Annotated in this window: 21 protein-coding genes; all 21 read left to right on the top strand. The window is 54.5% G+C overall.

Features of this window, described 5'->3' with window-relative positions; translation table 11 throughout:
* Nucleotides 1–39: 39 nt before the first annotated feature.
* The 21 genes from PT964_RS01140 (at nt 40) to PT964_RS01040 (ending at nt 22,237) form a co-directional block, all read left to right on the top strand.
* Nucleotides 40–1,137 carry a protein-glutamate methylesterase/protein-glutamine glutaminase gene (locus PT964_RS01140; protein WP_274361463.1) on the top strand — a complete coding sequence of 366 codons (1,098 nt, stop codon included), beginning with the start codon at nt 40–42 and terminating at the stop codon, nt 1,135–1,137.
* Between the two features lies 1 nt (nt 1,138).
* Nucleotides 1,139–3,214 carry a chemotaxis protein CheA gene (locus tag PT964_RS01135; RefSeq protein WP_274361462.1) on the top strand — a complete coding sequence of 692 codons (2,076 nt, stop codon included), beginning with the start codon at nt 1,139–1,141 and terminating at the stop codon, nt 3,212–3,214.
* Between the two features lie 21 nt (nt 3,215–3,235).
* Entirely contained in the window at nt 3,236–3,706 is a 471-nt protein-coding gene (locus PT964_RS01130; protein WP_274361461.1) for a chemotaxis protein CheW, read from the top strand.
* Nucleotides 3,703–4,323: a chemotaxis protein CheC gene (locus tag PT964_RS01125; protein WP_274361460.1), complete on the top strand. Its 621-nt coding sequence runs from the start codon at nt 3,703–3,705 to the stop codon at nt 4,321–4,323. Before PT964_RS01130 ends, PT964_RS01125 begins: the two co-directional genes overlap by 4 nt.
* Entirely contained in the window at nt 4,320–4,814 is a 495-nt protein-coding gene (locus PT964_RS01120) for a chemotaxis protein CheD (RefSeq protein ID WP_274361459.1), read from the top strand. Before PT964_RS01125 ends, PT964_RS01120 begins: the two co-directional genes overlap by 4 nt.
* Before the next feature lie 3 nt (nt 4,815–4,817).
* Nucleotides 4,818–5,201: a hypothetical protein gene (locus tag PT964_RS01115; protein ID WP_274361458.1), complete on the top strand. Its 384-nt coding sequence runs from the start codon at nt 4,818–4,820 to the stop codon at nt 5,199–5,201.
* A gap of 45 nt (nt 5,202–5,246) precedes the next feature.
* On the top strand, nt 5,247–6,008 hold the full coding sequence (locus PT964_RS01110; RefSeq protein ID WP_425262654.1) for a FliA/WhiG family RNA polymerase sigma factor: 762 nt from the start codon (nt 5,247–5,249) through the stop codon (nt 6,006–6,008).
* A gap of 30 nt (nt 6,009–6,038) precedes the next feature.
* Nucleotides 6,039–7,448, top strand: coding sequence for a DUF342 domain-containing protein (locus PT964_RS01105; RefSeq protein ID WP_274361456.1), 1,410 nt, complete (start codon nt 6,039–6,041; stop codon nt 7,446–7,448).
* A gap of 64 nt (nt 7,449–7,512) precedes the next feature.
* Nucleotides 7,513–7,833 (top strand): hypothetical protein, encoded by a 321-nt coding sequence (locus PT964_RS01100; protein WP_274361455.1) that lies wholly within the window; start codon nt 7,513–7,515, stop codon nt 7,831–7,833.
* Between the two features lie 19 nt (nt 7,834–7,852).
* Nucleotides 7,853–8,434, top strand: a complete 582-nt coding sequence (locus PT964_RS01095; protein WP_274361454.1) for a DUF6115 domain-containing protein — start codon at nt 7,853–7,855, stop codon at nt 8,432–8,434.
* Entirely contained in the window at nt 8,421–8,924 is a 504-nt protein-coding gene (locus PT964_RS01090; RefSeq protein WP_274361453.1) for an MltG/YceG/YrrL family protein, read from the top strand. Before PT964_RS01095 ends, PT964_RS01090 begins: the two co-directional genes overlap by 14 nt.
* Before the next feature lie 165 nt (nt 8,925–9,089).
* Nucleotides 9,090–9,788: a 30S ribosomal protein S2 gene (rpsB, locus tag PT964_RS01085; protein WP_274361452.1), complete on the top strand. Its 699-nt coding sequence runs from the start codon at nt 9,090–9,092 to the stop codon at nt 9,786–9,788.
* Between the two features lie 170 nt (nt 9,789–9,958).
* Complete coding sequence (tsf, locus tag PT964_RS01080) at nt 9,959–10,612, top strand: translation elongation factor Ts (protein WP_274361451.1); 654 nt, start codon at nt 9,959–9,961, stop codon at nt 10,610–10,612.
* An 83-nt stretch (nt 10,613–10,695) separates the two neighbouring features.
* Nucleotides 10,696–11,415, top strand: coding sequence for a UMP kinase (pyrH, locus tag PT964_RS01075; RefSeq protein ID WP_274361450.1), 720 nt, complete (start codon nt 10,696–10,698; stop codon nt 11,413–11,415).
* Nucleotides 11,416–11,429: 14 nt separating this feature from the next.
* Nucleotides 11,430–11,984, top strand: coding sequence for a ribosome recycling factor (frr, locus tag PT964_RS01070; RefSeq protein ID WP_274361449.1), 555 nt, complete (start codon nt 11,430–11,432; stop codon nt 11,982–11,984).
* 72 nt (nt 11,985–12,056) lie between these two features.
* Nucleotides 12,057–12,821 (top strand): isoprenyl transferase, encoded by a 765-nt coding sequence (locus PT964_RS01065; RefSeq protein ID WP_274361448.1) that lies wholly within the window; start codon nt 12,057–12,059, stop codon nt 12,819–12,821.
* A 22-nt stretch (nt 12,822–12,843) separates the two neighbouring features.
* Entirely contained in the window at nt 12,844–13,638 is a 795-nt protein-coding gene (locus PT964_RS01060; protein ID WP_274361447.1) for a phosphatidate cytidylyltransferase, read from the top strand.
* Between the two features lie 14 nt (nt 13,639–13,652).
* On the top strand, nt 13,653–14,798 hold the full coding sequence (locus PT964_RS01055) for a 1-deoxy-D-xylulose-5-phosphate reductoisomerase (RefSeq protein ID WP_274361446.1): 1,146 nt from the start codon (nt 13,653–13,655) through the stop codon (nt 14,796–14,798).
* A gap of 133 nt (nt 14,799–14,931) precedes the next feature.
* Nucleotides 14,932–16,212, top strand: coding sequence for an RIP metalloprotease RseP (rseP, locus tag PT964_RS01050; RefSeq protein WP_274361445.1), 1,281 nt, complete (start codon nt 14,932–14,934; stop codon nt 16,210–16,212).
* A 6-nt stretch (nt 16,213–16,218) separates the two neighbouring features.
* Entirely contained in the window at nt 16,219–17,673 is a 1,455-nt protein-coding gene (gene proS / locus PT964_RS01045; RefSeq protein ID WP_274361444.1) for a proline--tRNA ligase, read from the top strand.
* Nucleotides 17,674–17,905: 232 nt separating this feature from the next.
* Nucleotides 17,906–22,237 carry a PolC-type DNA polymerase III gene (locus tag PT964_RS01040; RefSeq protein ID WP_274361443.1) on the top strand — a complete coding sequence of 1,444 codons (4,332 nt, stop codon included), beginning with the start codon at nt 17,906–17,908 and terminating at the stop codon, nt 22,235–22,237.
* The last annotated feature ends 44 nt before the right edge of the window (nt 22,238–22,281 follow it).

Here is a 22,281-nt window from a genome sequence, read left to right as displayed (position 1 = left end):
TGTACCTTAACATGATGAGAGATTCGGAGGAGGAATTCCATGCCGCCCTTTGGTGTATTGGTAGTGGACGACTCGGCATTTATGAGAAAGCTGATTACCGAAATGATCGCCGAGGATTCGAGGTTTACGGTGCTTGACACCGCCCGGAACGGGCGCGATGCGGTTGAAACCGCGAAGCGGCTCCGGCCCGATGTCATCACGATGGACGTCGAGATGCCCGAAATGAACGGATTGGAGGCATTGTCCGTCATTATGAGGGACAATCCGACACCCGTCGTTATGCTCAGCTCTCGGACGCACGAAGGAACGGCGGAGACGATTCATGCGCTGGAAATCGGCGCGCTCGATTTTGTCGAGAAGCCTTCCGGCCCGATTTCTCTCGATCTCCATCGCGTGAGGGACATGCTGCTGGAGAAGCTGTACACGGCCGCTTCAAGCGGTGCCGCAGCGGCAAAAAGAGCGGGCGCCGCTTTGCCGCCGAAGCCGCCCGCCGCGAAACCGAGCTCGAAGAGCGGTGCTCCGCTACGGAAGCTTGTTCCGACAACGGGGGTACGCAGCTTGGTTGCGATCGGCACCTCCACGGGAGGTCCTAAGGCGCTTCAAAGCGTGCTCACGGCTCTTCCTTCCGATTATCCGTCGCCGATCGTGATCGTTCAGCATATGCCGCCCGGGTTTACGAAATCGCTGGCGCAGCGGCTGGATTCCATCTGCGAAATTCGCGTCGTCGAAGCGGAGGACGGCGCGGAGCTGCATCCGGGAACGGCGTACATCGCCCCCGGCGGAATGCATTTGAAAGTGGCGCGCGAGCGCGACAAATACGTTGCCAGACTTGCGGGAGAACCCCCCCGCAACGGTCACAGGCCGTCTGCGGACGTGCTGTTTGAATCCATTGCGCCTTACGGAGAGTTGGAGCGAACGGTCGTGTTAATGACGGGAATGGGAAGCGACGGCGCACGCGGCATGAAGCTGCTGCATGACAGCGGCGTGACGCGGACAATCGCCGAGGACAAATCGACATGCATCGTGTTCGGCATGCCGCGCGCGGCGATCGAGCTGGAATGCGTAAACACGATCGTTCCCTTGGACCGCATACCCGCTCAATTGCTGAAAGCGGCCCACTACCAGGAGGAGGTGTAGGATGGATACAAACCAATATTTATCCATGTTTATCGACGAATCGCGTGAACATCTTCAAGCGATGAACGACAATATGCTCGCCCTCGAGAACGCTCCGGACGATATCGGCATCGTACAGAACATATTTCGTTCCGCGCACACGTTAAAAGGGATGTCCGCGACGATGGGATACGAAGACATCGCTTCCTTGACGCACGAAATGGAGAACGTGCTTGATGCGGTGCGGAATCATAAGCTGTCAATGGACGATCACATCTTTGACTGCGTGTTCAAAAGCCTCGACGCATTGGAAGCGATGGTCGGCGACATCATTGCGGGCGGATCCGGAAAGGCTGACGTTGCCGCCATCGTGGCGGATTTGAAGCGCATTGTGTCCGGCAGCTACATTCCAGGCGGGTCTTCCGCGCCTGCGGCGGCGAATTCGAAGCCGGAAGCGGAACGTTTGCCATTCTTCGGCGCCGTATTGGACGAGTTTCAGCTGTCCGTGGTCCGGCAGTCTATGGAATTGGGACAAAACGTTTATTTCATTGACGTTCGGATTCGCAAGGATTGTATGCTGAAGGCGGTCCGTGCATACATGGCGTTTATGGCGCTTGAAGGAAAAGGAGAAGTGATCCGTTCCAATCCTTCCGTTGAAGACATAGAGGCCGACAAGTTCGATTTTCAGTTTTCGCTCTTTTTCATTTCGGAGGCAGCCGGCAAAGAGCTCGAAGCGGCGATTGCAGACGTTTCCGAAATCGAATCGGTAACCGTCTCCTTGCTGGACGCCGATTCGCTGCAACAAATCGCCCGCGGCAAAGAAGCCGCTGCGGAGATTGCGGCTGCCGTTTCGACGGCGCCGGCTGTCGATGCGCCCGATTCGGGCCGCGGCGCCGCAGAGCCGAAGAGCGGACAAGCGGCGCCTGCGCGGCCTCAGGCGGCGCAAGCGTCGCGAACGATCCGGGTCGATATTGAGCGGCTCGATATATTGATGAACTTGTTCAGCGAGCTGCTGATCGACCGCGTGCGCCTGGAGCAGCTGGCCAGCGAGGTGAAGCGAAGCGAGTTGACGGAGACGGTCGAGCATATGAGCCGCGTAAGCAGCGATCTCCAGAACATCGTAATGAAGCTGCGCATGATGCCGGTCGATTCCGTGTTCAACCGCTTTCCCCGCATGGTTCGCGACCTCGCCAAGTCGCTCGACAAGAAGGTGGAGCTCGTCGTGTCGGGTGCGGAGACGGAGCTGGACCGGACGGTCATTGACGAAATCGGCGATCCGTTGGTGCATCTGCTGCGAAACTCGCTGGACCATGGCGTAGAATCCGTTGCCGAGCGGCTCGCAGCCGGTAAGCCGGAAACCGGAACGGTGCATCTTCGCGCGTTCCACAGCGGCAACCATGTGTATATTGAAATCGAAGACGACGGCAAAGGCATAAACCGGGATATTGTGCTTAAAAAAGCGATCAAAAACGGCATCGTAACCGCCGAAGACGGAGAGCGGATGAAGGATGAGGAAGTGTATCAGCTTCTGTTCGCCTCAGGCTTCAGTACGGCGGAGGTCATTTCGGACATTTCGGGCCGGGGGGTCGGCCTTGATGTCGTAAGATCGAAAATTACTTCGCTGGGCGGTCACGTACATGTCTCCTCAAGGCTGGGGCTCGGCACGAAGTTTTCCATTCAGCTGCCGCTTACGCTGTCCATCATCTCGGCGATGATGATTAAGCTCGGTTCCGAGAAATATGCGATTCCGCTGACGAATATCGTGGAAACGGCGATCGTCGCGTCCGCAAACGTACATAAAGTGCACGGCAACAAGATGATAACGTACCGAAGCTCCGTCATTCCGCTCGTCAGTCTGAGCCGGCTTCTGGAAGTTCCGGATTACAGCGAAGAGGGAGAAGACGAGACGGAAGTCGTTATTATCCGCAAAGGGGAAAAGCTTGCCGCATTAATGGTCGACGAGCTGATCGGACAGCAGGAAATCGTGCTGAAATCGCTCGGCAATTACTTGTCGAAAGTGTTCGCCGTATCCGGGGCGACGATCCTCGGCGACGGACAGGTTGCGCTGATTATCGACCCGAACGCCATTATCAAATAAAGCTAAAGGAGATGCACCCAAATGAGCGAAGAGATCAAAACCATCGTATTCGCGCTCGGCTCGGAGGAGTACGGAATTGAAGTGGAGCATGTCAAAACGATCGAGCGGATGCTGCCGATTACCCGAGTTCCGAAAACTCCCGCGTTTGTAAAGGGCGTCGTTAATTTGCGGGGCGTTGTCGTTCCGGTCATTCATCTGGCCGGACGCTTCGGTCTTCCTGAATCCGAGCCGACGGAGAATACAAGAATCGTCATGGTTTCCGCCGGCGGCATGGAAATCGGATTCATCGTCGACAACGCGAACGACGTCATCGATCTTGATTCGGACTCCATCGAAGCGCCTCCGGAAATCGTCGGCGGCATACGCGCCAAATATTTGCGGGGCGTCGCCCGAATCGGCGAAGATCGGCTGCTCGTGCTGCTGAATTTGTCCGAAGTATTGAACAAGAGCGAGCTTATTCAATTAGAACAGATGGGGACGGAATCGGTTTGAGCGAACGGGGACGGCTCGGCGAGTATCAATTGGATGTATTGAAGGAAGTCGGAAATATCGGAGCGGCGCATGCGGCGACCGCATTATCGACTTTGCTGCAGCGCTCGGTGGAAATGAAAGTGCCGAGCGTAAATTTTCTGCCATTCGATCAAATCGCGGAAAGCGCCGGCGGGGCCGAGGAGGTCGTCGCAGCCGTATTTTTGCGCGTAGAGGGCGATGCGCCGGGCAATATGTTTTTCATTGTCAGCGCCGCATCGGCCAAGCGGCTCTTATCGGGAATTGCGCCGGAAAGCCGCTCAGGGGATTATCAGTTTTCCGAAATGGAAATTTCGGCGCTCTCCGAAATCGGCAATATTCTTGCCGGCTCGTATTTGTCTTCCTTGGGCGATTTTACAACCTTGCGCCTCGCGCCGTCCGTTCCTTCGCTGGCAATCGATATGGCCGGAGCCATCCTGGCGTACGGATTGCTTCAATACGGTGAGATGGGGGATCAAGCTCTCTTGATCGAAACCGCCTTTTATGACGACGGGGATCAAGTGGACGGAAACTTCTTTTTCATACCGGATCCCGAATCGTATACGATCATTTTTCGCTCGCTAGGGGTGCCTCCCGAATGAATAGCGACACCATCATCAAAGTGGGAATGGCGGATTTGAACGTAGCGAATGCGGGTTGCGTGCTAAGAACGACGGGGTTGGGCTCCTGTGTCGGCGTTACGCTGTACGATCCCGTTTTAAAAATCGCGGGCATGGCGCACGTCATGCTTCCAAGCTCCGAGATTGCAAGAGAAGGCGTGCTGAATAAAGCCAAATATGCGGACACGGCCATCCCGGAGGTGATTCGGCTGCTCGTGCAGCTCGGGGCGGCGGCTTCGAGGCTCGAAGCCAAATTGGCCGGCGGAGCTCAAATGTTTTCCCTCGGCACCGGAGGGGACACGATGCGCATCGGTCCGCGCAACGTCGAATCGTGCAAGCTGAGCTTGCAAAAGTTCAACATTCCGGTGAAAGCGGAGGATACGGGTGGGAACTATGGACGTACGATCGAGTTTCAAAGCGACTCCGGGAAGCTGCTTATCCGGAGCGTACAACACGGAATTAAGGAATTATAACCGATGATCGGCTCTATTCTTTGGAATGCGGCAGCCGCTGTGGCGGGCGCAGCGCTCATCTTTTTGCTGTCTTACGGACACAACCCGCCGGCGACGTCCGGCATGCGGGCTTTGTACAGCTTTGTTATTGTGTTCGCCGTCACGTTTGCGGTGCGCTGGCTGCTTGCGCTCGCTTTGACTGGCGGAGCGGGACCGAATGCAACCTCACCGTCTCCGCCGGAAACGGACGGCGCCGCCGAAGACGACAAAGGGCAGAGCATCGATTTTACGACCCCGGATGACGACAAGGATTTTTCGCCGCTGAATCCTCCGAAGCTGAAAACCGTCAGAGGGTTGGAAGATCCGGAGGAACTGGCAAAAGCGATCAGGCACATGTCGGAACAGTAAGGATGGTGAAGCCAAATGGAACTTTCCCTTAACGCTTCCGGGCCGATGGATACGCATCAGCTTTGGCGCCGTTGGAAGGAATCCGGAGATCCGGAAGCAAAAAAACGTCTCATAGAGAATTATACGGGCTTGGTTGATTTTGTTACCGGACGGCTCGCCATCGGACTTCCTAAAAATGTGGCGAAAGAAGATTTAACAAGTTATGGTATAATGGGATTGATCGATGCTGTCGAGAAGTTCGATTACGAGCGCGGCTTGCAGTTTGAAACGTATGCTTCTTGGCGCATTCGGGGGAGCATTATCGACGGGATGCGGCAGGCGGATTGGGTGCCCCGGTCCGTACGCGAGAAGGCAAAGCGCATTGAGGACGCCTATCAGAAGCTGGAGCAGCAATATTTGCGTTCCGTGACGGACGAGGAAATGAGTGCTTATTTGAATGTGACGGAGCAGGAGTTCCAACATATGCTGCAAGAGGTTTCCGTCTCATCGATTTGTTCTCTGGAGGATCCGATTCGGGAGGAAGAGTCCGAAACGAGAGCTTCGCTTTTAGTAGACGACCGTGCCGTCAAACCGGAAGACAGCGTAAGAAGCTTGTTCATGAAGGAAAGCTTGGCGAAAGCGATCGAAAAGCTGACCGAAAAGGAACGAACCGTAGTCTCATTATTTTATTTTGAGGAATTATCCTTAAGCGAAATAGCGGAAGTCATGTCGCTCTCTCCATCACGAATTTCTCAATTGCATTCGAAGGCGATTTTGCGGCTTCGCGGTAGCTTAAACCGAATCAAGCATTACTTAATGCAAGAGTAATGCTTCCTAGATGGAAGGGGGAGAAGAGGTATGGCAGCCGATATGAGCAGTATCGAAGCCTCTGTTGCCTTCTCGTTGTCGGAAGACAAAATGTCGGCCTATTTGCAAATCATCGAAGCGGACGATCATACGTTTTTTACGGTTGAAGCGCTGGAGCAGCTGCTAAAGTCCAACGGAGTAAACTATGGGGTTAATACGGACGCTCTCAATAAACTTGCAACCGATCCAAAAATGTTTCTAGCAAGCACCGTAAAGGTGGCTCAAGGAAAGCCGGCGATCAACGGGGAAGACGGATCCGTACACTTTCTGTTCGATCTCGGCAATGAAACCACCGGGCCGGCGGAGCTGGAGGACGGAAAGGTCGACTACCGCGAGATCCGCAAGTTGAATAACGCAGCCAAAGGGCAGCTGATCGCGGAGAGATTGCCTCCGACCAAAGGAATACCCGGAATGAACGTTCTCGGCGAAGCGGTCGCCGCCAAGGACGGGCGCGAAGCTAGAATTATGATCGGCAGGAACGTGGTGACCGATCCCGAGCGGAATCGGCTGTATGCCGTCATCGACGGGCTGATTACGTTAACCGAACGCGGCAAAATCAACGTATTCCCGGTCTACGAAGTGAACGGGGACGTCGACTACAGAACCGGCAACATCGACTTTATCGGAACCGTTGTCATACGGGGCAATGTATTGACCGGCTTTCGCGTAAAGGCGGCCGGCGACATTCGCGTCACGGGCGGCGTGGAAGGGGCGGAGCTTGAGGCAGACGGTTCCATTGATATTGCGGCAGGAATCGTAGCTGCAAACAAAGGCAAGGTCATAGCCGGAGTCAACGTAAAGAGCTCTTTCGTCCAGGAAGCGAATATAACGGCCGGCGAGGATGTCATTGTAAGCCAAAGCATTATGCATTCCCACGTTCGGGCAGGGCGCGGCGTATATTGTAAAGGCGCTAAAGGGCTGATCGTAGGCGGCGTCATACAGGCGGGGGAAAAAATCGAGGTTCGCACCGTGGGCAATACGATGTCGACTCCGACTTCGCTTGAGGTCGGCGTGTCGCCGGAATTGCGGAACGAGCTGCTCCAGCTTCGTCAGTCGATCAAATCGATCACCGAAAACATCGATAAAACCGACAAAGCGCTGAACCTGTTAAACGGAATGGCTGCCGCAGGCACGTTGACGCCGGATAAGCTTGAAATGCGCACGAAGCTGATGCATTCGAAGAAGGCGTCGGTCGATGAGCTGGCGAACGTCAGAGACCGGATTTTGGAGATTGAAGCCGCTTTGGAAATGATCGATAAAGCACAAGTAGACGTGATAAACACGATCTATGCCGGCTCGAAGGTTGTTATCGGAAGATATACGCGGTTTATTAAAGATTCGACCACAAGAGTACAATTTTTTCTCCAAAACGGGGATATATCGCTGACATCGCATTTCTAATCTTTCTAAGGGCGTTCCCCCTCGTTTGTCCCGAAATTTCGAATTTTAGGGAGGACCGGTGAGGATGAGCTTGAAATCGATTGAAATGCAAATCGCCATACCTCGCACGAACGAAGCGACAAGCGTGCAAAATCAGATGCAGCATAAGCCGGGCTTCGACCAATCGGCGCTCGCCGGCCATTCGGCCAAACAAACGGAAAAAGAGCGGCAAAGGAGCTCGGAGATTGAGGAGACGTCTTACCTGAACGTCCGGGATGAGGGGTCCTCTTCACGGGGTAAGGGTGACCGGTCCGGTTCCGGCCGGCGGAACAAGCAAGTCTCCGGCAAGTCGTCAGGGAAATCTGTCCATCCTTATAAAGGAAAACATATCGATATCTCACTTTAGAACGGGCTAGGTGAATGTGTTGGATGCATGGATCATCATAGTCATGCTTGGCGTTGTCATTTTACTTTATGCATTCTTGCTTCCTAAGCCGGCCCCCCGAAGGACGGTAGACGAAGAAGTGTTGGATACGGTAGAGGACACGCTGGCGACCTTCGTCGAGGAGTTGGAACAGGAAAATAAGGAATTCGCCCGGATGGTCGGACAGCTAAAGCGCGAGCATGAGAAGCAAACGTCAACGCTTATGAACCGGATTGAATTTCTGGAGCGCAAGACGGCCATGCTGACGGAGCAAATGCCTTCGGTGGCGAAAGCAAGCGCGTTGCCGGTCGTCGATTTGATAAAATCGGAGCCGCTCGAAGAGCCGGCGCGGGGTGACGCAGCGGCAGAAAGCGCGGAGCAGGCTTCAGTCGATTTAGAAGCTCCGGCGCCTGAATCGGACAAGCCCGCTACCGTTAAATCCCGGTATAAAGAAGTGTTCGACTTGTACGGTCAAGGTAAATCGATTGAATTTATTGCGAAAAAGCTAGGTACGAATAAGGGAGAAATTCAGCTTATCATTCAACTGGCGAAGCGGGAGGAACAAGCCGATGCTTCGAAATAGAACGTTTCTGTTCGGCCTCGGCGCCGGTCTCATTATCGCCGCCCTTATATTGCAGATCATATATGAAGCGGAGAAGGCTTCGTCGGGGCAGCCGCCTATTGCGGGGCAGCCGTATTCCGGTGCGGCGCTCGGGTTGGCCGAGCTGCGCGAGCAGGCCGGAGCGTTAGGCTACGAGTTGTATGCGAAAGACGAAGAGCGGTTCACTTCGGAAGAAGTGGAGGCGAAGGTAGAGGAGGCGCTTGCGAAACAAGCGGACCAGGCAAAGCCTGACGCAAGCCAGGTGTATGCCTTCACCATCGGCAAAGGAACGGATGCAAAGACAATCGCTTATATGCTCGTGGAGATGGGGCTCATCGACGATTGGCGGGCTTTTATGGATGAGATGACGAACCGGAAGCTGGCGGACAGCGTCCAAGCCCGGTATTACATATTTAAAGAAAAACCGGACATGCAAGCTTTGATTACGCAATTAACGACTCCGGGACAATAAAAGCCGGTTGCACTTCCAGCAAGCAATGTGTTATATTAGTTGACGGTGTGAAAATCACACGCCCGCTCAATTTTCGCAAGGGTGCTGTCTGCTGAGGAATGAGACAGTCTTACGGAAAGCTGCGACGGGCGGAGGACAAAAACCATTATAAGGAGGTGCGGGAAGATGGCAGTAATTTCCATGAAGCAATTGCTGGAAGCCGGCGTACACTTTGGTCACCAAACGCGTCGCTGGAATCCGAAAATGGACAAATACATCTTCACCGAACGTAACGGGATTTACATTATCGACCTTCAGAAGACGGTCAAGAAAGTGGAAGAAGCATACAACTTCGTTAAGCAGCTTGCTGCAGACGGCGGAACGATTCTTTTCGTCGGCACGAAGAAGCAAGCGCAAGACTCCGTAGCTGAAGAAGCGGAGCGCAGCGGTATGTACTTCATCAATCAACGTTGGTTGGGCGGCACGCTCACTAACTTCTCCACGATCCAGAAGCGGATCGACCGTTTGAAAGAGCTTGAGCGTATGGAGCAAGACGGCACTTTCGACGTATTGCCGAAGAAAGAAGTTATTTTGCTTCGCAAGGAGCAAGAGCGCCTCGAGAAGTTCCTCGGCGGCATTAAGAATATGCGCCGCTTGCCGGATGCGTTGTTCATCATCGACCCTCGCAAAGAGCGCATCGCCGTTGCCGAAGCCCGCAAGCTCGGTATTCCGATCGTAGGCATCGTCGATACGAACTGCGACCCGGACGAAATCGACTATGTCATCCCTGGCAATGACGACGCAATTCGCGCAGTTAAGCTTTTGACCGCTAAAATTGCCGACGCCGTAATTGAAGCGAATCAAGGCGAAACAACTAGCGCATAATGTTCATATAACGAGGAGGCCGTGAAGGCAGCCTGCGGAAGTGAACGGTACGAACGCAAAATAGGGAGGGTGCGGGTTGGTTCGACAACCGGCCACTCCCTTTTTTTGGATATAAAGTGCTACATAGCACGTTGCGTAAAGCAATGCATATATAAGGAGGAACTTTACTCATGGCTGCTGTATCGGCTGCATTGGTTAAAGAATTGCGCGAGAAGACAGGCGCAGGAATGATGGATTGCAAGAAAGCGCTGGAGGAAGCGAACGGCGATATTCAGAAAGCTTCCGAGCTTTTGCGTGAGAAAGGGTTGGCGGCGGCTGCGAATAAAGCGGGACGTATCGCTACAGAGGGCTTGGTTGAGTCTTATATTCACGCGAACGGCCGGATCGGCGTTCTGGTTGAAGTAAACTGCGAAACGGACTTCGTTGCAAAAACGGACGCTTTCCGTGAATTCGTAAGAGACGTCGCGATGCAAATCGCCGCTGCGAGCCCGAAATACGTTCGCCGCGAAGAAGTGCCTCAAGAAGATCTTGAGAAAGAAAAAGAAATCTTGAAAAATCAAGCGTTGAACGAAGGCAAGCCGGCGCACATCGTTGAAAAGATGGTGGAAGGCCGCATGAGCAAATTTTATGAAGAATATTGCTTGCTGGAGCAGTCGTTCATTAAGGATCAGGACAAAACGGTCCAGCAGCTCGTAAACGAGAAAATTTCGACGATCGGCGAAAACATCACAATTCGTCGTTTCGTGCGCTTCGAGCTTGGCGAAGGCCTCGAGAAGAAGCAAGACAATTTCGTTGAAGAAGTAATGGCACAGGTTAAACAATAAAATGAAAGATTAGAAGGAACACGACGTGTTCCTTCTTTTTCAATACGGTGGTTTCCGGATTTAGCGAATGGAGGGTTTACAACTTGAATCGACCGGTTTACAAGCGTGTCGTTCTGAAATTAAGCGGCGAAGCTCTGGCGGGGCAGCTCGGCTTCGGCATCGACGCAGGCATGATCTCTACGATCGCCTCGCAGGTGAAAGAAGTCGTGCAGCTTGGGGTGGAAGTTGCCGTAGTCGTCGGAGGCGGCAATATTTGGCGAGGGATTGCGGGAAGCGCCAAAGGCATCGACCGGGCAACGGCGGACTATATGGGCATGCTCGCCACGGTAATGAACTCTCTTGCGCTGCAGGATGCGCTCGAAAATCTTGAAGTTCCGACCCGCGTTCAAACCTCGATCAATATGCAGCAGGTGGCCGAGCCGTATATTCGCCGCAGGGCCATTCGGCATTTGGAGAAAGGACGCGTCGTTATTTTTGCCGCCGGTACGGGAAATCCGTACTTTTCAACGGACACGACCGCCGCTTTGCGCGCCGCCGAAATTGAAGCGGAAGTTATCTTGATGGCCAAAAATAAGGTGGACGGCGTCTATTCGGCCGATCCGTTCCTAGATCCGTCCGCGGTGAAATATAAGACGTTGACATATATGGAAGTGTTGAATAAAAATTTAGGTGTAATGGATTCAACCGCTTCATCTCTTTGCATGGACAACAACATTCCGTTACTCGTGTTCTCCATCTCGGAGCAGGGGAATATCAAGCGCGCCGTATTAGGCGAAGAAATCGGAACGATCGTTAGAGGATAAGGAGTGTAACTATCATGCCGCAATCGATTAAGAAAAATGCTGAAGAACGTATGGAGAAAGCGATTGCCTCCCTAAAAAAGGAGCTTTCCAGCCTGCGTGCCGGCCGCGCGACGCCGGCGCTGCTCGATCGGGTTCAAGTGGAATATTACGGGGCGATGACGCCGGTCAATCAACTCGCCAATGTAAATACGCCGGATGCCCGCACGCTGATGATTCAGCCTTGGGATAAAAGCTCGATCGGCGCCATTGAGAAGGCGATTTTGAAGTCCGATCTCGGACTGACTCCTTCCAACGACGGAGCCTCCATCCGATTGACGATTCCCGCGCTTACGCAGGAACGCCGGGCCGAGCTCGCCAAGCTGACGAAAAAATTCGGCGAAGAGGCGAAGGTGGCGATTCGTAACATTCGCCGCGACGCGAATGACGAAATCAAGAAGCTCGAGAAAGATCAAATCTCGGAAGACGAATCCAAGCGTCATCAGGACGACGTCCAGAAACTGACCGATAGATTCGTCGCAGAAGTCGACAAAGTGATTTCCGCAAAAGAAAAAGAAATTATGGAAGTGTAATAAACCGCAAGAACCCCTGGCGCAAAACAGATGCGGGGGTTCTTGCGTCATCTACCTTTTGGGGGAATCGTTATGAACCGTCTGTTCGGCTTCCTCAAATCGAAACCGATCGAACAGGAAAAGCTGACGGTCAACCGCGACAACATTCCGCAGCACGTTGCGATCATTATGGACGGAAACGGGAGATGGGCGAAACGCCACGGCATGCCGCGCGTCGCCGGCCATCGGGCAGGAATGAAAAATGTGAAGACGATTACGATGGCTGCAAGCGATCTTGGCATCAAGGTGTTGACGCTATACGCCTTCTCGACCGAAAACTGGAAGCGTCCGAAAGAGGAAGTCGACTTTTTAATGAAGCTTCCCCAGGAGTTTTTCCCGCTCGAGATCGGAGAACTGAAGGCGAATAACGTTCAAATCCGCATGATGGGCAGCAAGGAAGGGTTGCCGCCGCATACGCTGGAAGCGGTTGAGAATGCGATTGAGGAAACGAAACACAACACGGGACTCATTCTTAATTTTGCGCTGAACTACGGCGGCCGAAGAGAGCTGCTCTTGGGAGTCCGCAAGCTGGCGGAAGACGTGCGCGACGGAAAGCTCGACATCGAAAGCATCACCGAGCAGCTGTTCGATTCGTATTTGCAATCGGACGGCTTGCCGGAGCTTGACATGCTCATTCGAACGAGCGGCGAGGTGCGAATCAGCAATTTCATGCTGTGGCAGCTTGCGTACACGGAGCTCTGGTTTACCGACGCTTATTGGCCCGAATTCACAAGGGAGCATTTTATGGAAGCCATTCGTTCTTACCAAGGCCGTGCCCGGCGTTACGGGAAGGTTTAAGCGAAAGAGGGGTAATGGCAGATTGAAGCAACGAATCGTAACGGGCGTGCTTGCCGCTTCTGTCTTTCTGGCCGTATTGGCTGCGGGTAACGGTTGGTATACATTTTTAATTATCGCGCTTGCGTTGGTTGCTTATTATGAATTCGTGCGTCTGAACGGGGCGAAAAGCTGGGAGCCGTCCTCGCTTGTCGGATTTGCCGGAATTTTTTATTTGACGGTTCCTTGGGGCAGTCTGACAAGCGTGCATCTTCCGTCCCAAACGGCGGTCGTATGGCTGCTGATGTTTTTATTTTTCGCCATCACCGTCGTCTCGCAAAATCGCACGAGCATCGATAAAATCGCTTTGTTGTTCATCGGGGTTCTATACATAGGCGTCGGATTTCACTATATGATCATTACGAGGCTTTTGGAGAACGGACTGTTTTGGACGCTGCTGCTGTTCGGATGCATTTGGCTTACGGATGTCGGCGCCTATTTTACGGGGAAAGCGTTCGGCAAGCATTTGCTTTGGCCGTCCATTTCTCCGAAAAAGACGGTGGAAGGAGCCGTAGGCGGCGTCGTTATTTCGCTGCTGACCTCCGTCGTTTTCTGTGTCATAAAGCCCGAAATTTTGAGCTTGAGCGAAGCCGTGCTCATCGGAATCACCGCATCGGTGCTCGGACAGTTGGGAGATTTGATCCAGTCCGCCTATAAGCGGGTGCGGGGGGTAAAGGATTCGGGCAACATTTTGCCTGGACACGGCGGCATACTGGACCGTACCGACTCGTGGATCATCGTCTTTCCGTTTATGCATTTGCTCGGCTTGCTTCCGATGTAAGAGGAGGATTACCGTTGAAAAAAATAGCGATACTGGGGAGCACGGGGTCGATCGGGACGCAGACGCTTGACATTGTGAAGCATCACCCGGACCGGTTTCAAGTGGAGGCGCTCGCTGCGGGAAGCAATGTAGAACTGCTTGCCGAGCAGGCGCATTTCTTTCTGCCGAAGCTCGTTTCCGTCGCTTCGAAAGAAGCGGCGTCGAAGCTTGAGCCGCTCGTTCCCGCCGGCGTGAAGGTCGTTTGGGGCGAGGAGGGGCTGCGGGCCGCCGCGGCGGAATCGGACGCCGGCGTCGTCGTTGCAGCCATGGTCGGCAGCGCAGGACTGAAGCCGACGCTCGATGCGATCGACGCCGGCAAGCATATCGCGCTCGCCAACAAGGAGACGCTTGTCACGGCGGGACATATCGTGATGAAGCGGGCGGCGGAACGGGGCGTTCCGATCGTTCCGGTGGACAGCGAGCATTCGGCTATATTCCAATGCTTGAACGGCAGCCGGACGGAGGACGTCGCGGCGATCACGCTGACGGCTTCGGGCGGCAGCTTCCGCGACAGAACGCGCGAGCAGCTCGCGGACGTCACGCTGGAGCAGGCGCTGAAGCATCCGAATTGGTCGATGGGCGCGAAGGTGACGATCGATTCGGCCACGATGGCGAACAAGGGGCTGGAAGTGATCGAGGCCCACCATCTGTTCGGCGTCGGCTTCGACCGAATTAAAGTGTTGATTCATCCGGAATCGATCGTTCACTCGTTCGTGGAATTTAACGACCGAAGCGTGATCGCCCAGCTGGGGCTGCCCGATATGCGCGTACCGATTCAATATGCGCTTACATACCCTGAAAGGCCTCCGTCACCGTCCGGTTCATTGGACCTTGCGGCCATCGGCAAGCTTCACTTCCGCGAGATGGATTTCGGCCGCTTTCCGATGCTGAGGCTGGCCTTTGAAAGCGGGCGCGCCGGCGGAACGGCGCCGGCGGTTTTCAACGCCGCCAACGAGGTCGCCGTCGCCCGGTTTATACAAGGAGACATTCCGTTTCTCGGCATCGAGGAAATCGTCGACCGGACGTTGTCGGGGCACATCGTTTCGGCTTCGCCGTCGCTTGAAGAAGTATGGGAGGCAGACGCTTGGGCAAGGGATCAAGCGAAAATATTGCGGCTTTAACCGATTTTTCCGTTCTCTTGAACGCTTCGGACGAATAATGGTAAGCTAAGGACATACTTGCAGGGGGACGGACGGAGGCTATTTCTCGTCGTCCTGTCGTCCCCCCAAGCGCTTAAGGAGGAACGGCTGATAGATGACACCCCAGTTGACGCCGCAGGGAATCGTTCTGACGGTGCTCCTGTTTTTTGTGTTAGTGACGATCCATGAATGGGGCCATTTCTACTTCGCGAAGCGCGCCGGCATTTTGGTCCGGGAGTTTGCCATCGGCTTCGGACCGAAGGTGCTGACCTTTCTTCGGGGAGAAACGAAATATACGCTGCGTATGCTGCCTTTAGGCGGCTATGTGCGGATGGCCGGAGAAGATCCGGAAACGGTGCAGGTTCAAAGCGGACAGACGATTGCCGTTACGGTGAGCGGAGATCAAGTGCAAACCGTTTATTTGGACCGTCTGGACGAGCGGACGGATGCGATCCGCGGCGAGGTAAAGCATATCGATTTGGAACGCCGCCTCACGCTGACGATGGATGTGGAAGGCGAAGAGGAATCGTACCGGATTCATCCGAAAGCGATGATCGTGGCACGGGGGAAAGAAACGCAAATCGCGCCGTTCGACCGGCAATTCGGAGGCAAGACGGTGGCGCAGCGGGCAATGGCGATTTTCGCCGGGCCGATGATGAACATCATATTGGCTTTCGGATTGTTCATCGCTTTTGCTTTCTTGAGCGGCGTTCCGATTAACATTAAGGTCAATGAAGTCGTCAAGGGCGAGCCGGCCGAAGCGGCCGGTCTGCAGGCGGGCGACGTCATTCTCAGCATCAACGGGGAAACGATCGGTCCGAGCGCTTCGAAAATTACGCGTTTGGTTACGAATTCGGCCGGCCAACCGATGACGTGGATCATCGACCGCGGAGGGGAGCAGCTTCAGCTTGAGGTTACGCCTGCTCCCGCCAAGGATGAAGAAGGGAACGAAGTCATTCGCGCCGGCGTTCGGATGGAAGCCGTCACGCGTCCCGCCACATTGCAGGAAGGCTTCGCGAACGGGATGAACACGATGTGGGATTCGACAGTAGCCATATTCCAAGGCTTTCAGAAGCTGGTTACGCTTCAATTTACGATGGACGATCTCGGCGGACCGCTGCGCATCGCCGAAGTGACGATGCAGCTCGCCAATGCCGGAATTTTGTATTACACATGGTGGGCCGCTATGTTAAGCTTGTACTTGGCGATTTTTAATTTGCTGCCGATTCCGGCGCTCGACGGGAGCCGTTTGATTTTCCTCGGGCTTGAAGCGGTAAGAGGCCGACCGGTCGATCCGAATCGGGAAAGCCTTGTGCATTTCATCGGATTCGCCATGCTGATGCTGCTCATGGTGGCGGTAACGTATAACGATATTTTGCGGCTGTTTCGGGGGTAATGACGGATGTCGAAAGAGAACGATAAGCAGTTTGTAAGGGAAATCACGCCGCAAAGCGAAGATTTCTCAAGATGGTATTTGGATGCGATCCGCAAGGCGGATTTGATGGATTATGCGCCGGTTCGCGGTTGCATCGTATTTAAGCCGGACGGGTACGAGCTATGGGAGCTCATTCAGCGCCAGCTGGACGACCGATTTAAAGCAACGGGGCATCGCAACGCGTACTTCCCGCTGTTCATCCCGGAAAGCTTCTTCCAGAAGGAGAAGGAGCACGTCGAAGGCTTCAATCCGGAGCTGCCTTGGGTAACCGAGGCAGGGGGCGAGAAGCTCGAGGAGCGGCTTGCGATCCGTCCGACGTCCGAAACGATGATCGGCCATATGTATTCGAAGTGGATTCAGTCGTACCGCGATTTGCCGGTGCTGATCAACCAATGGGCGAACGTCGTCCGTTGGGAGAAGCGTACGCTGCCTTTCTTGCGAACAAGCGAATTTTTATGGCAGGAAGGCCACACGGCTCACGAAGACGAAGCCGACGCGCGTAAAGAGACGATGCTCATGCTCGAGACGTACAAAGAATTCGTCGAGAACGTGCTCGCCATTCCGGTCATTGCGGGGCAGAAGACGGAATCCGAGAAATTCGCCGGCGCGGTCGACACGTATTCGATCGAAGCGATGATGCGGGACGGACGCGCCGTGCAGGCCGGTACGAGCCATTACCTCGGCACGAATTTCGCCGCCGCGTTCGACATCAAGTATTTGGACCGCGAAAACAAACAGCAGCTCGTACACACGACCTCTTGGGGCGTATCTACGCGATTGATCGGCGCGCTCATCATGGTGCACGGCGACGACCGCGGACTTGTGCTTCCGCCGAAGGTCGCACCGACGCAAGCGGTGCTCATTCCGATCGGCCCGCCTGCCAAGCGTGAGCCTGTGCTCGCCAAATCGGCCGAAATGCTCGCCGATTTGAAGGCGGCCGGTATTCGCATACGGATGGACGATCGGAACGACGTATCTCCGGGCTGGAAATTCAACGAATACGAAATGCGCGGCATTCCGGTACGCATCGAGATCGGTCCGCGCGATTTGGAGAACGGACAAGCCGTGCTCGTATCCCGAGTAACCGGGGAAAAGCGCATCGTGCCGCTCGATAACATCGCGGAAGAAGTGAAAGCGCAGCTGGAAGCGGTGCATCAAGAATTGTACAGCCGCGCGGCCGCGTTCATGGAGGAACATTTCCGTTCGGTGGATTCGCTGGACGAGCTGAAGACGAACGACGACAAGCTGAGAGGCTTCGTGCTGGCCGGCTGGTGCGGCTCCCGCGAATGCGAGAGCAAGGTGAAGGAAGAGACCGGCGCTACGAGCCGAAATATTCCGTTCGAACCGAAGGAACACAAAACAACATGTCTCGTATGCGGCAACGATGCGAAGCATACGGTTGCGTTCGCCCGAGCTTATTAAGAAAACTTCATCGATGTACCAATAAGGAAGCTAGACCGCGGTTAGAGGAAGTTTTTCTTGCGATATCAGGAAGTTAATGCTCAAAAGCTTATACTTCCTGATATCTTTATTGCGGGCGGGGCTTCAGCGCCTTCGCGCCTTGCGCGGGACATCAATTCAATAGTTGCTAGAGTAGGCGTAAAGTCAAGAGGGCCAGCAGTAACGAGATTTTAGTTTTGGGGAGGAGACCCTTTTGAGCAATGTAGCTGAAAAACGGAATCGATTCGAGCTTCTGATGAAGCAGGCGGCCATCAAGGCCGACGTAATCGATTCTTTTTTTGCCGACGGGTATATTAATCGGGTGGAAACGAGCCGCACGAACCGAGAATGGACGTTTTTCCTTCATAAGGAAAAAATAGTGCCGGCGGACGTTTACCGCTCCTTTTGCCGTGCGGTAGTGAGCAAATTTTCGCATATTGCGGCGATTCGATTCGTTCTGGAATACGCGCAATCGGTAGCCGATGAGACAATCATAGAGCAATATTGGCCTTTGTTCGTAGAATGGGCGCAAAGAGAAGTAGTGTCCGTCAACGGCTGGCTCGCGAAGGCGAAGCTGGAAATCGAGCAGGGATCCGTCACGGTTCTCTTAATGGATGCGGCAACGCTGGAGCTGGCGAAGAAGAAAGGAATCGAAGACCTCGCCAAGCAGTATTTCTCGCAATATTTCACTAGAGACATTCGGGTGAAGCTGGCCGTATCGGAATCGCTTCGCCAAGAGGAATACGAACGGTTCCAGGCGAGAATTATCGAAGAGGAGAAGCTGTTCCGCGAGGAGCTGCTTTCGGAGGCTGCTCAACTGCCGGAAAGCGTGCCTGACGGCGATCCGGCCGAAGTGCTGATGTACGGCTACGAGATTAAAGACCAGCCGGTTCCGCTTCAGCAAATCCGCGAGGAAGAGAAGAAGGTCACGATTCAGGGGACCGTCTTCCAATTGGATGTCAAGGAGCTGAAGAACGGAAGCACGCTGTTTCAATTTTCCATTACCGACTTTACCGATTCCTTGCAGTGCAAATGCTTCGCCAAGACGAAAGACGACGTGAAGACGCTGAAGCTTCTGTCGCTGGGCAAGTGGGTCCGGCTTCGCGGACGGGTGGAGTACGACCGGTTCATGCAGGTGCCGGAGCTCGTCATGATGGTGTCCGATTTGAACGAGGTGGCCGCCCCGCCGGAGCGGAAGGACGATGCGAAGGAAAAGCGCGTCGAGTTCCATCTGCACACGCTGATGAGCACGATGGACGCCGTAAGCGGCATCGATGAATATGTGAAGCTGGCCGCAAAGTGGGGGCATAAGGCGATTGCAATCACGGACCATGCGGCGGTACAAGCGTATCCGGAAGCGGCAAAGGCTGCGAAAAAGAACGGCATTCAAATGATTTACGGCTTGGAAGCCAACGTCGTCAACGACTCGGTTCCGATTGTCCTGAAGCCGGACGACCGTCCGCTGGCCGGCAGTACATACGTAGTGTATGACGTAGAGACGACCGGTCTTTCCGTCGTCCACAACAAAATCATCGAGCTGGCTGCGGTCAAAATGGTCGACGGAAAAGTAGTGGACGAGTTCGCCGAATTCATTAATCCGCATGAGAAGATTCCTTACCATATTACGCAATTGACGAATATTACGGACGAGATGGTGGAGAACGCGCCGGAAGAAGCGGACGTCGTTCCCAGATTTGTCGAGTGGGTCGGCGACGCGGTGCTGGTTGCGCACAATGCGAAGTTCGATACGGGCTTCTTGCAGGCTGCATGCAAGCGGCACGGATTGCCGGAGATGGAAAATCCGGTGCTCGATACGCTCGAGCTTGCGCGGCATCTGTATCCGTCGATGAAAAATCACCGGTTAAATACGCTGGCGGATAAATTCAAGGTGTCGCTGGATAATCACCACAGGGCGATCGACGACTCGAAGGCGCTGGGAAGCATTTTGTTCCACATGCTGAAGGAAGCGGACGGACGCAACATGAAGATTCTTTCCGCCTTCAATCAATATGTGGGCACCGACTTGTCCAACACGCGTCCGTTCCACTGCAATATTTACGCGCTGAACGCCATAGGGAAGAAAAACATATATAAGCTGGTCTCCTTGTCCCATACCGAATATTTCAACCGTGTAGCCTGCATTCCGAAGTCGAAGCTCGAGGAGCACCGGGAAGGTCTCATCGTCGTATCGGGCTGCGAGAAGGGCGAGTTTTTCGAAGCGGTGCTGAACAAATCGGTGGAAGAAGCGACGGAGGTCGCGGAATTTTACGATGTGCTGGAAATTCAGCCGCTGGATTTCTATATGCATCTGGTCGATAAAGGGCTCGTCGGCAGCGTAGAGCAGCTGCAGTCCGCGATCCGCACTGTATGCGACATCGGGCGCAAGCTCGGCAAGCCGGTCATCGCTACCGGGAACGTGCACTACGCGCATCCGCGTCAGAAAATATTCCGCGACATTACGATTCACGGCATAACCGGATTCAGCCCGCTGAAGGATATGAAGAAGCCGGACGCGCACCTGCGGACGACGAAGGAAATGCTGGAAGCGTTCGCTTTCCTAGGGGAGGAGCTTGCTTACGAGGTCGTCGTACGTAACACGAACGAGCTGGCGGACCGGTTTGAACCGATCGAGCTGTTCCCGGTCAAGGGCGGTCCGACCGACAACGGATTGTTTTCGCCGATCTTTGAAGGCTCGGACGAGGAAATCCGGAATTCTTGTTACGAAACCGCGCGCCAAATGTACGGAGATCCGCTGCCGGAGGTCGTAACGGCGCGGCTTGAGAAGGAACTGGCGCCGATTATTAAATACGGCTTTTCCGCGAACTATTTGATATCCGCAAAGCTCGTCAAGAAATCGAACGAGGACGGCTACCTAGTAGGCTCCCGGGGCTCCGTCGGCTCGTCCATCGTCGCAACGATGCTCGGCATATCAGAGGTCAACCCGCTGCCGGCGCATTACTTGTGCCTTTCGTGCAAACACAGCGAATGGTTTCTGGACGGCTCGATCCCGAGCGGCTTCGATCTTCCGAATAAAGATTGTCCGAAATGCGGCGCGCCGCTCAAAGGCGAAGGCCAAGATATTCCGTTCGAGACGTTCCTCGGCTTTAAGGGAGACAAAGTTCCCGATATCGATTTGAACTTCTCGGGCGAATATCAACCGCATGCGCACAACTTTACGAAGGTAATGTTCGGAGAGAAAAACGTATTCCGTGCGGGTACGATCGGAACCGTCGCCGAGAAAACCGCCTTCGGCTTCGTGAAGAAGTTTGAGGAAGACCGCGGCGTCAAGTGGCGCGGCGCGGAGGAAGGGCGCCTCGCGCTAGGCTGTTCCGGCGTGAAGCGCTCGACCGGCCAGCATCCGGGCGGCATTGTCGTCGTGCCGGACTATATCGAGGTGGAGGATATTACGCCGGTACAGTACCCGGCCGACGATACGAGCTCGGAATGGAAGACGACGCACTTCGATTACCACGCCTTCGACGCAAACCTGCTCAAGCTCGATATTCTGGGACACGACGATCCGACGATGATGCGGATGCTGCAGGATTTGACGGGCGTCGATCCGACGACGATTCCGATGAACGATCCGAAGGTGATGAGCATCTTCTCCTCGACGGAGGCGCTCGGCGTTACGCCGGAGCAAATCCGCACGACGGTCGCCACGTACGGGGTGCCGGAGATGGGGACGAAATTCGTCCGTCAGATGCTTCAGGAGACGCAGCCGAAGACGTTCGCCGACCTGCTGCAAATATCCGGCTTATCCCACGGCACGGGCGTTTGGCTCGGCAATGCCCAGGAGCTCATCAAGAACGGCACTTGCAACATCAAGACCGTTATCGGCTGCCGTGACGACATTATGCTGTACTTGATTTATAAAGCCGGGATGGATGCGGCGCTGGCGTTTAAAATTACGGAAAGCGTACGTAAGGGCAAGGGATTGACCGACGAGTGGATCGAAGAGATGAAAAAATGCGGAGTGCCGAAATGGTACATCGACTCCTGCCTGCGCATCGAGTACATGTTCCCGAAGGCGCATGCCGCCGCATACGTCATCTCGGCCGTACGCACCGCATTTTTCAAGGTGTACTACCCGATCGAGTTTTACGCGACGTACTTTACGGTCCGCGCCGACGATTTCGATTTGGATTTGCTGGCGCAAGGCTACGATGCGATTCTTGCGAAGCTTAAGGAAATCGAAGAGAAAGGCTTTAACGCCACGACGAAAGAGAAAAATATGGTGTCGCCGCTCGAGATGGCGCTGGAGATGACGGCGCGCGGGTTTACGTTCAAGCCGCTTGATCTGTACCGCTCGGATGCGAAAAAATTTATCGTCGACGGCACATCGCTCATTCCGCCGTTCTCCGCCGTCGGAGGCATCGGCGAGAACGCGGCGCGCAACATCGCCGCCTCCCGGGAAGACGGGCCGTTCCTGTCGATCGAGGATTTCCAGCAGCGCTCGAAAGCTTCGAAATCGATCATCGAGCTGCTCTCGCAGATGGGCTGCTTCCGCGGCCTCCCGGAATCGAATCAGCTGGCATTATTTTAATATGATTACCGCCCCAAGCCGTATCGCAGCGAGGGGCGGTTTTT

Source organism: Paenibacillus thermotolerans (genome assembly GCF_028745515.1).
Classification (GTDB): domain Bacteria; phylum Bacillota; class Bacilli; order Paenibacillales; family YIM-B00363; genus Paenibacillus_AE; species Paenibacillus_AE thermotolerans.
Note: the sequence above shows the minus strand (reverse complement) of the source record. Positions and strands in the feature narration are given on the sequence as shown.

Excerpts from the sequence above, each read along its gene's own strand:
- PT964_RS01140 (WP_274361463.1), top strand. The coding sequence starts at position 40 with ATGCCGCCCTTTGGTGTATTGGTAGTGGACGACTCGGCATTTATGAGA.
- PT964_RS01135 (WP_274361462.1), top strand. The coding sequence starts at position 1,139 with ATGGATACAAACCAATATTTATCCATGTTTATCGACGAATCGCGTGAA.
- PT964_RS01130 (WP_274361461.1), top strand. The coding sequence starts at position 3,236 with ATGAGCGAAGAGATCAAAACCATCGTATTCGCGCTCGGCTCGGAGGAG.
- PT964_RS01120 (WP_274361459.1), top strand. The coding sequence starts at position 4,320 with ATGAATAGCGACACCATCATCAAAGTGGGAATGGCGGATTTGAACGTA.
- PT964_RS01115 (WP_274361458.1), top strand. The coding sequence starts at position 4,818 with ATGATCGGCTCTATTCTTTGGAATGCGGCAGCCGCTGTGGCGGGCGCA.
- PT964_RS01110 (WP_425262654.1), top strand. The coding sequence starts at position 5,247 with ATGGATACGCATCAGCTTTGGCGCCGTTGGAAGGAATCCGGAGATCCG.
- PT964_RS01105 (WP_274361456.1), top strand. The coding sequence starts at position 6,039 with ATGGCAGCCGATATGAGCAGTATCGAAGCCTCTGTTGCCTTCTCGTTG.
- PT964_RS01100 (WP_274361455.1), top strand. The coding sequence starts at position 7,513 with ATGAGCTTGAAATCGATTGAAATGCAAATCGCCATACCTCGCACGAAC.
- PT964_RS01090 (WP_274361453.1), top strand. The coding sequence starts at position 8,421 with ATGCTTCGAAATAGAACGTTTCTGTTCGGCCTCGGCGCCGGTCTCATT.
- rpsB (WP_274361452.1), top strand. The coding sequence starts at position 9,090 with ATGGCAGTAATTTCCATGAAGCAATTGCTGGAAGCCGGCGTACACTTT.
- tsf (WP_274361451.1), top strand. The coding sequence starts at position 9,959 with ATGGCTGCTGTATCGGCTGCATTGGTTAAAGAATTGCGCGAGAAGACA.
- frr (WP_274361449.1), top strand. The coding sequence starts at position 11,430 with ATGCCGCAATCGATTAAGAAAAATGCTGAAGAACGTATGGAGAAAGCG.
- PT964_RS01065 (WP_274361448.1), top strand. The coding sequence starts at position 12,057 with ATGAACCGTCTGTTCGGCTTCCTCAAATCGAAACCGATCGAACAGGAA.
- rseP (WP_274361445.1), top strand. The coding sequence starts at position 14,932 with ATGACACCCCAGTTGACGCCGCAGGGAATCGTTCTGACGGTGCTCCTG.
- proS (WP_274361444.1), top strand. The coding sequence starts at position 16,219 with ATGTCGAAAGAGAACGATAAGCAGTTTGTAAGGGAAATCACGCCGCAA.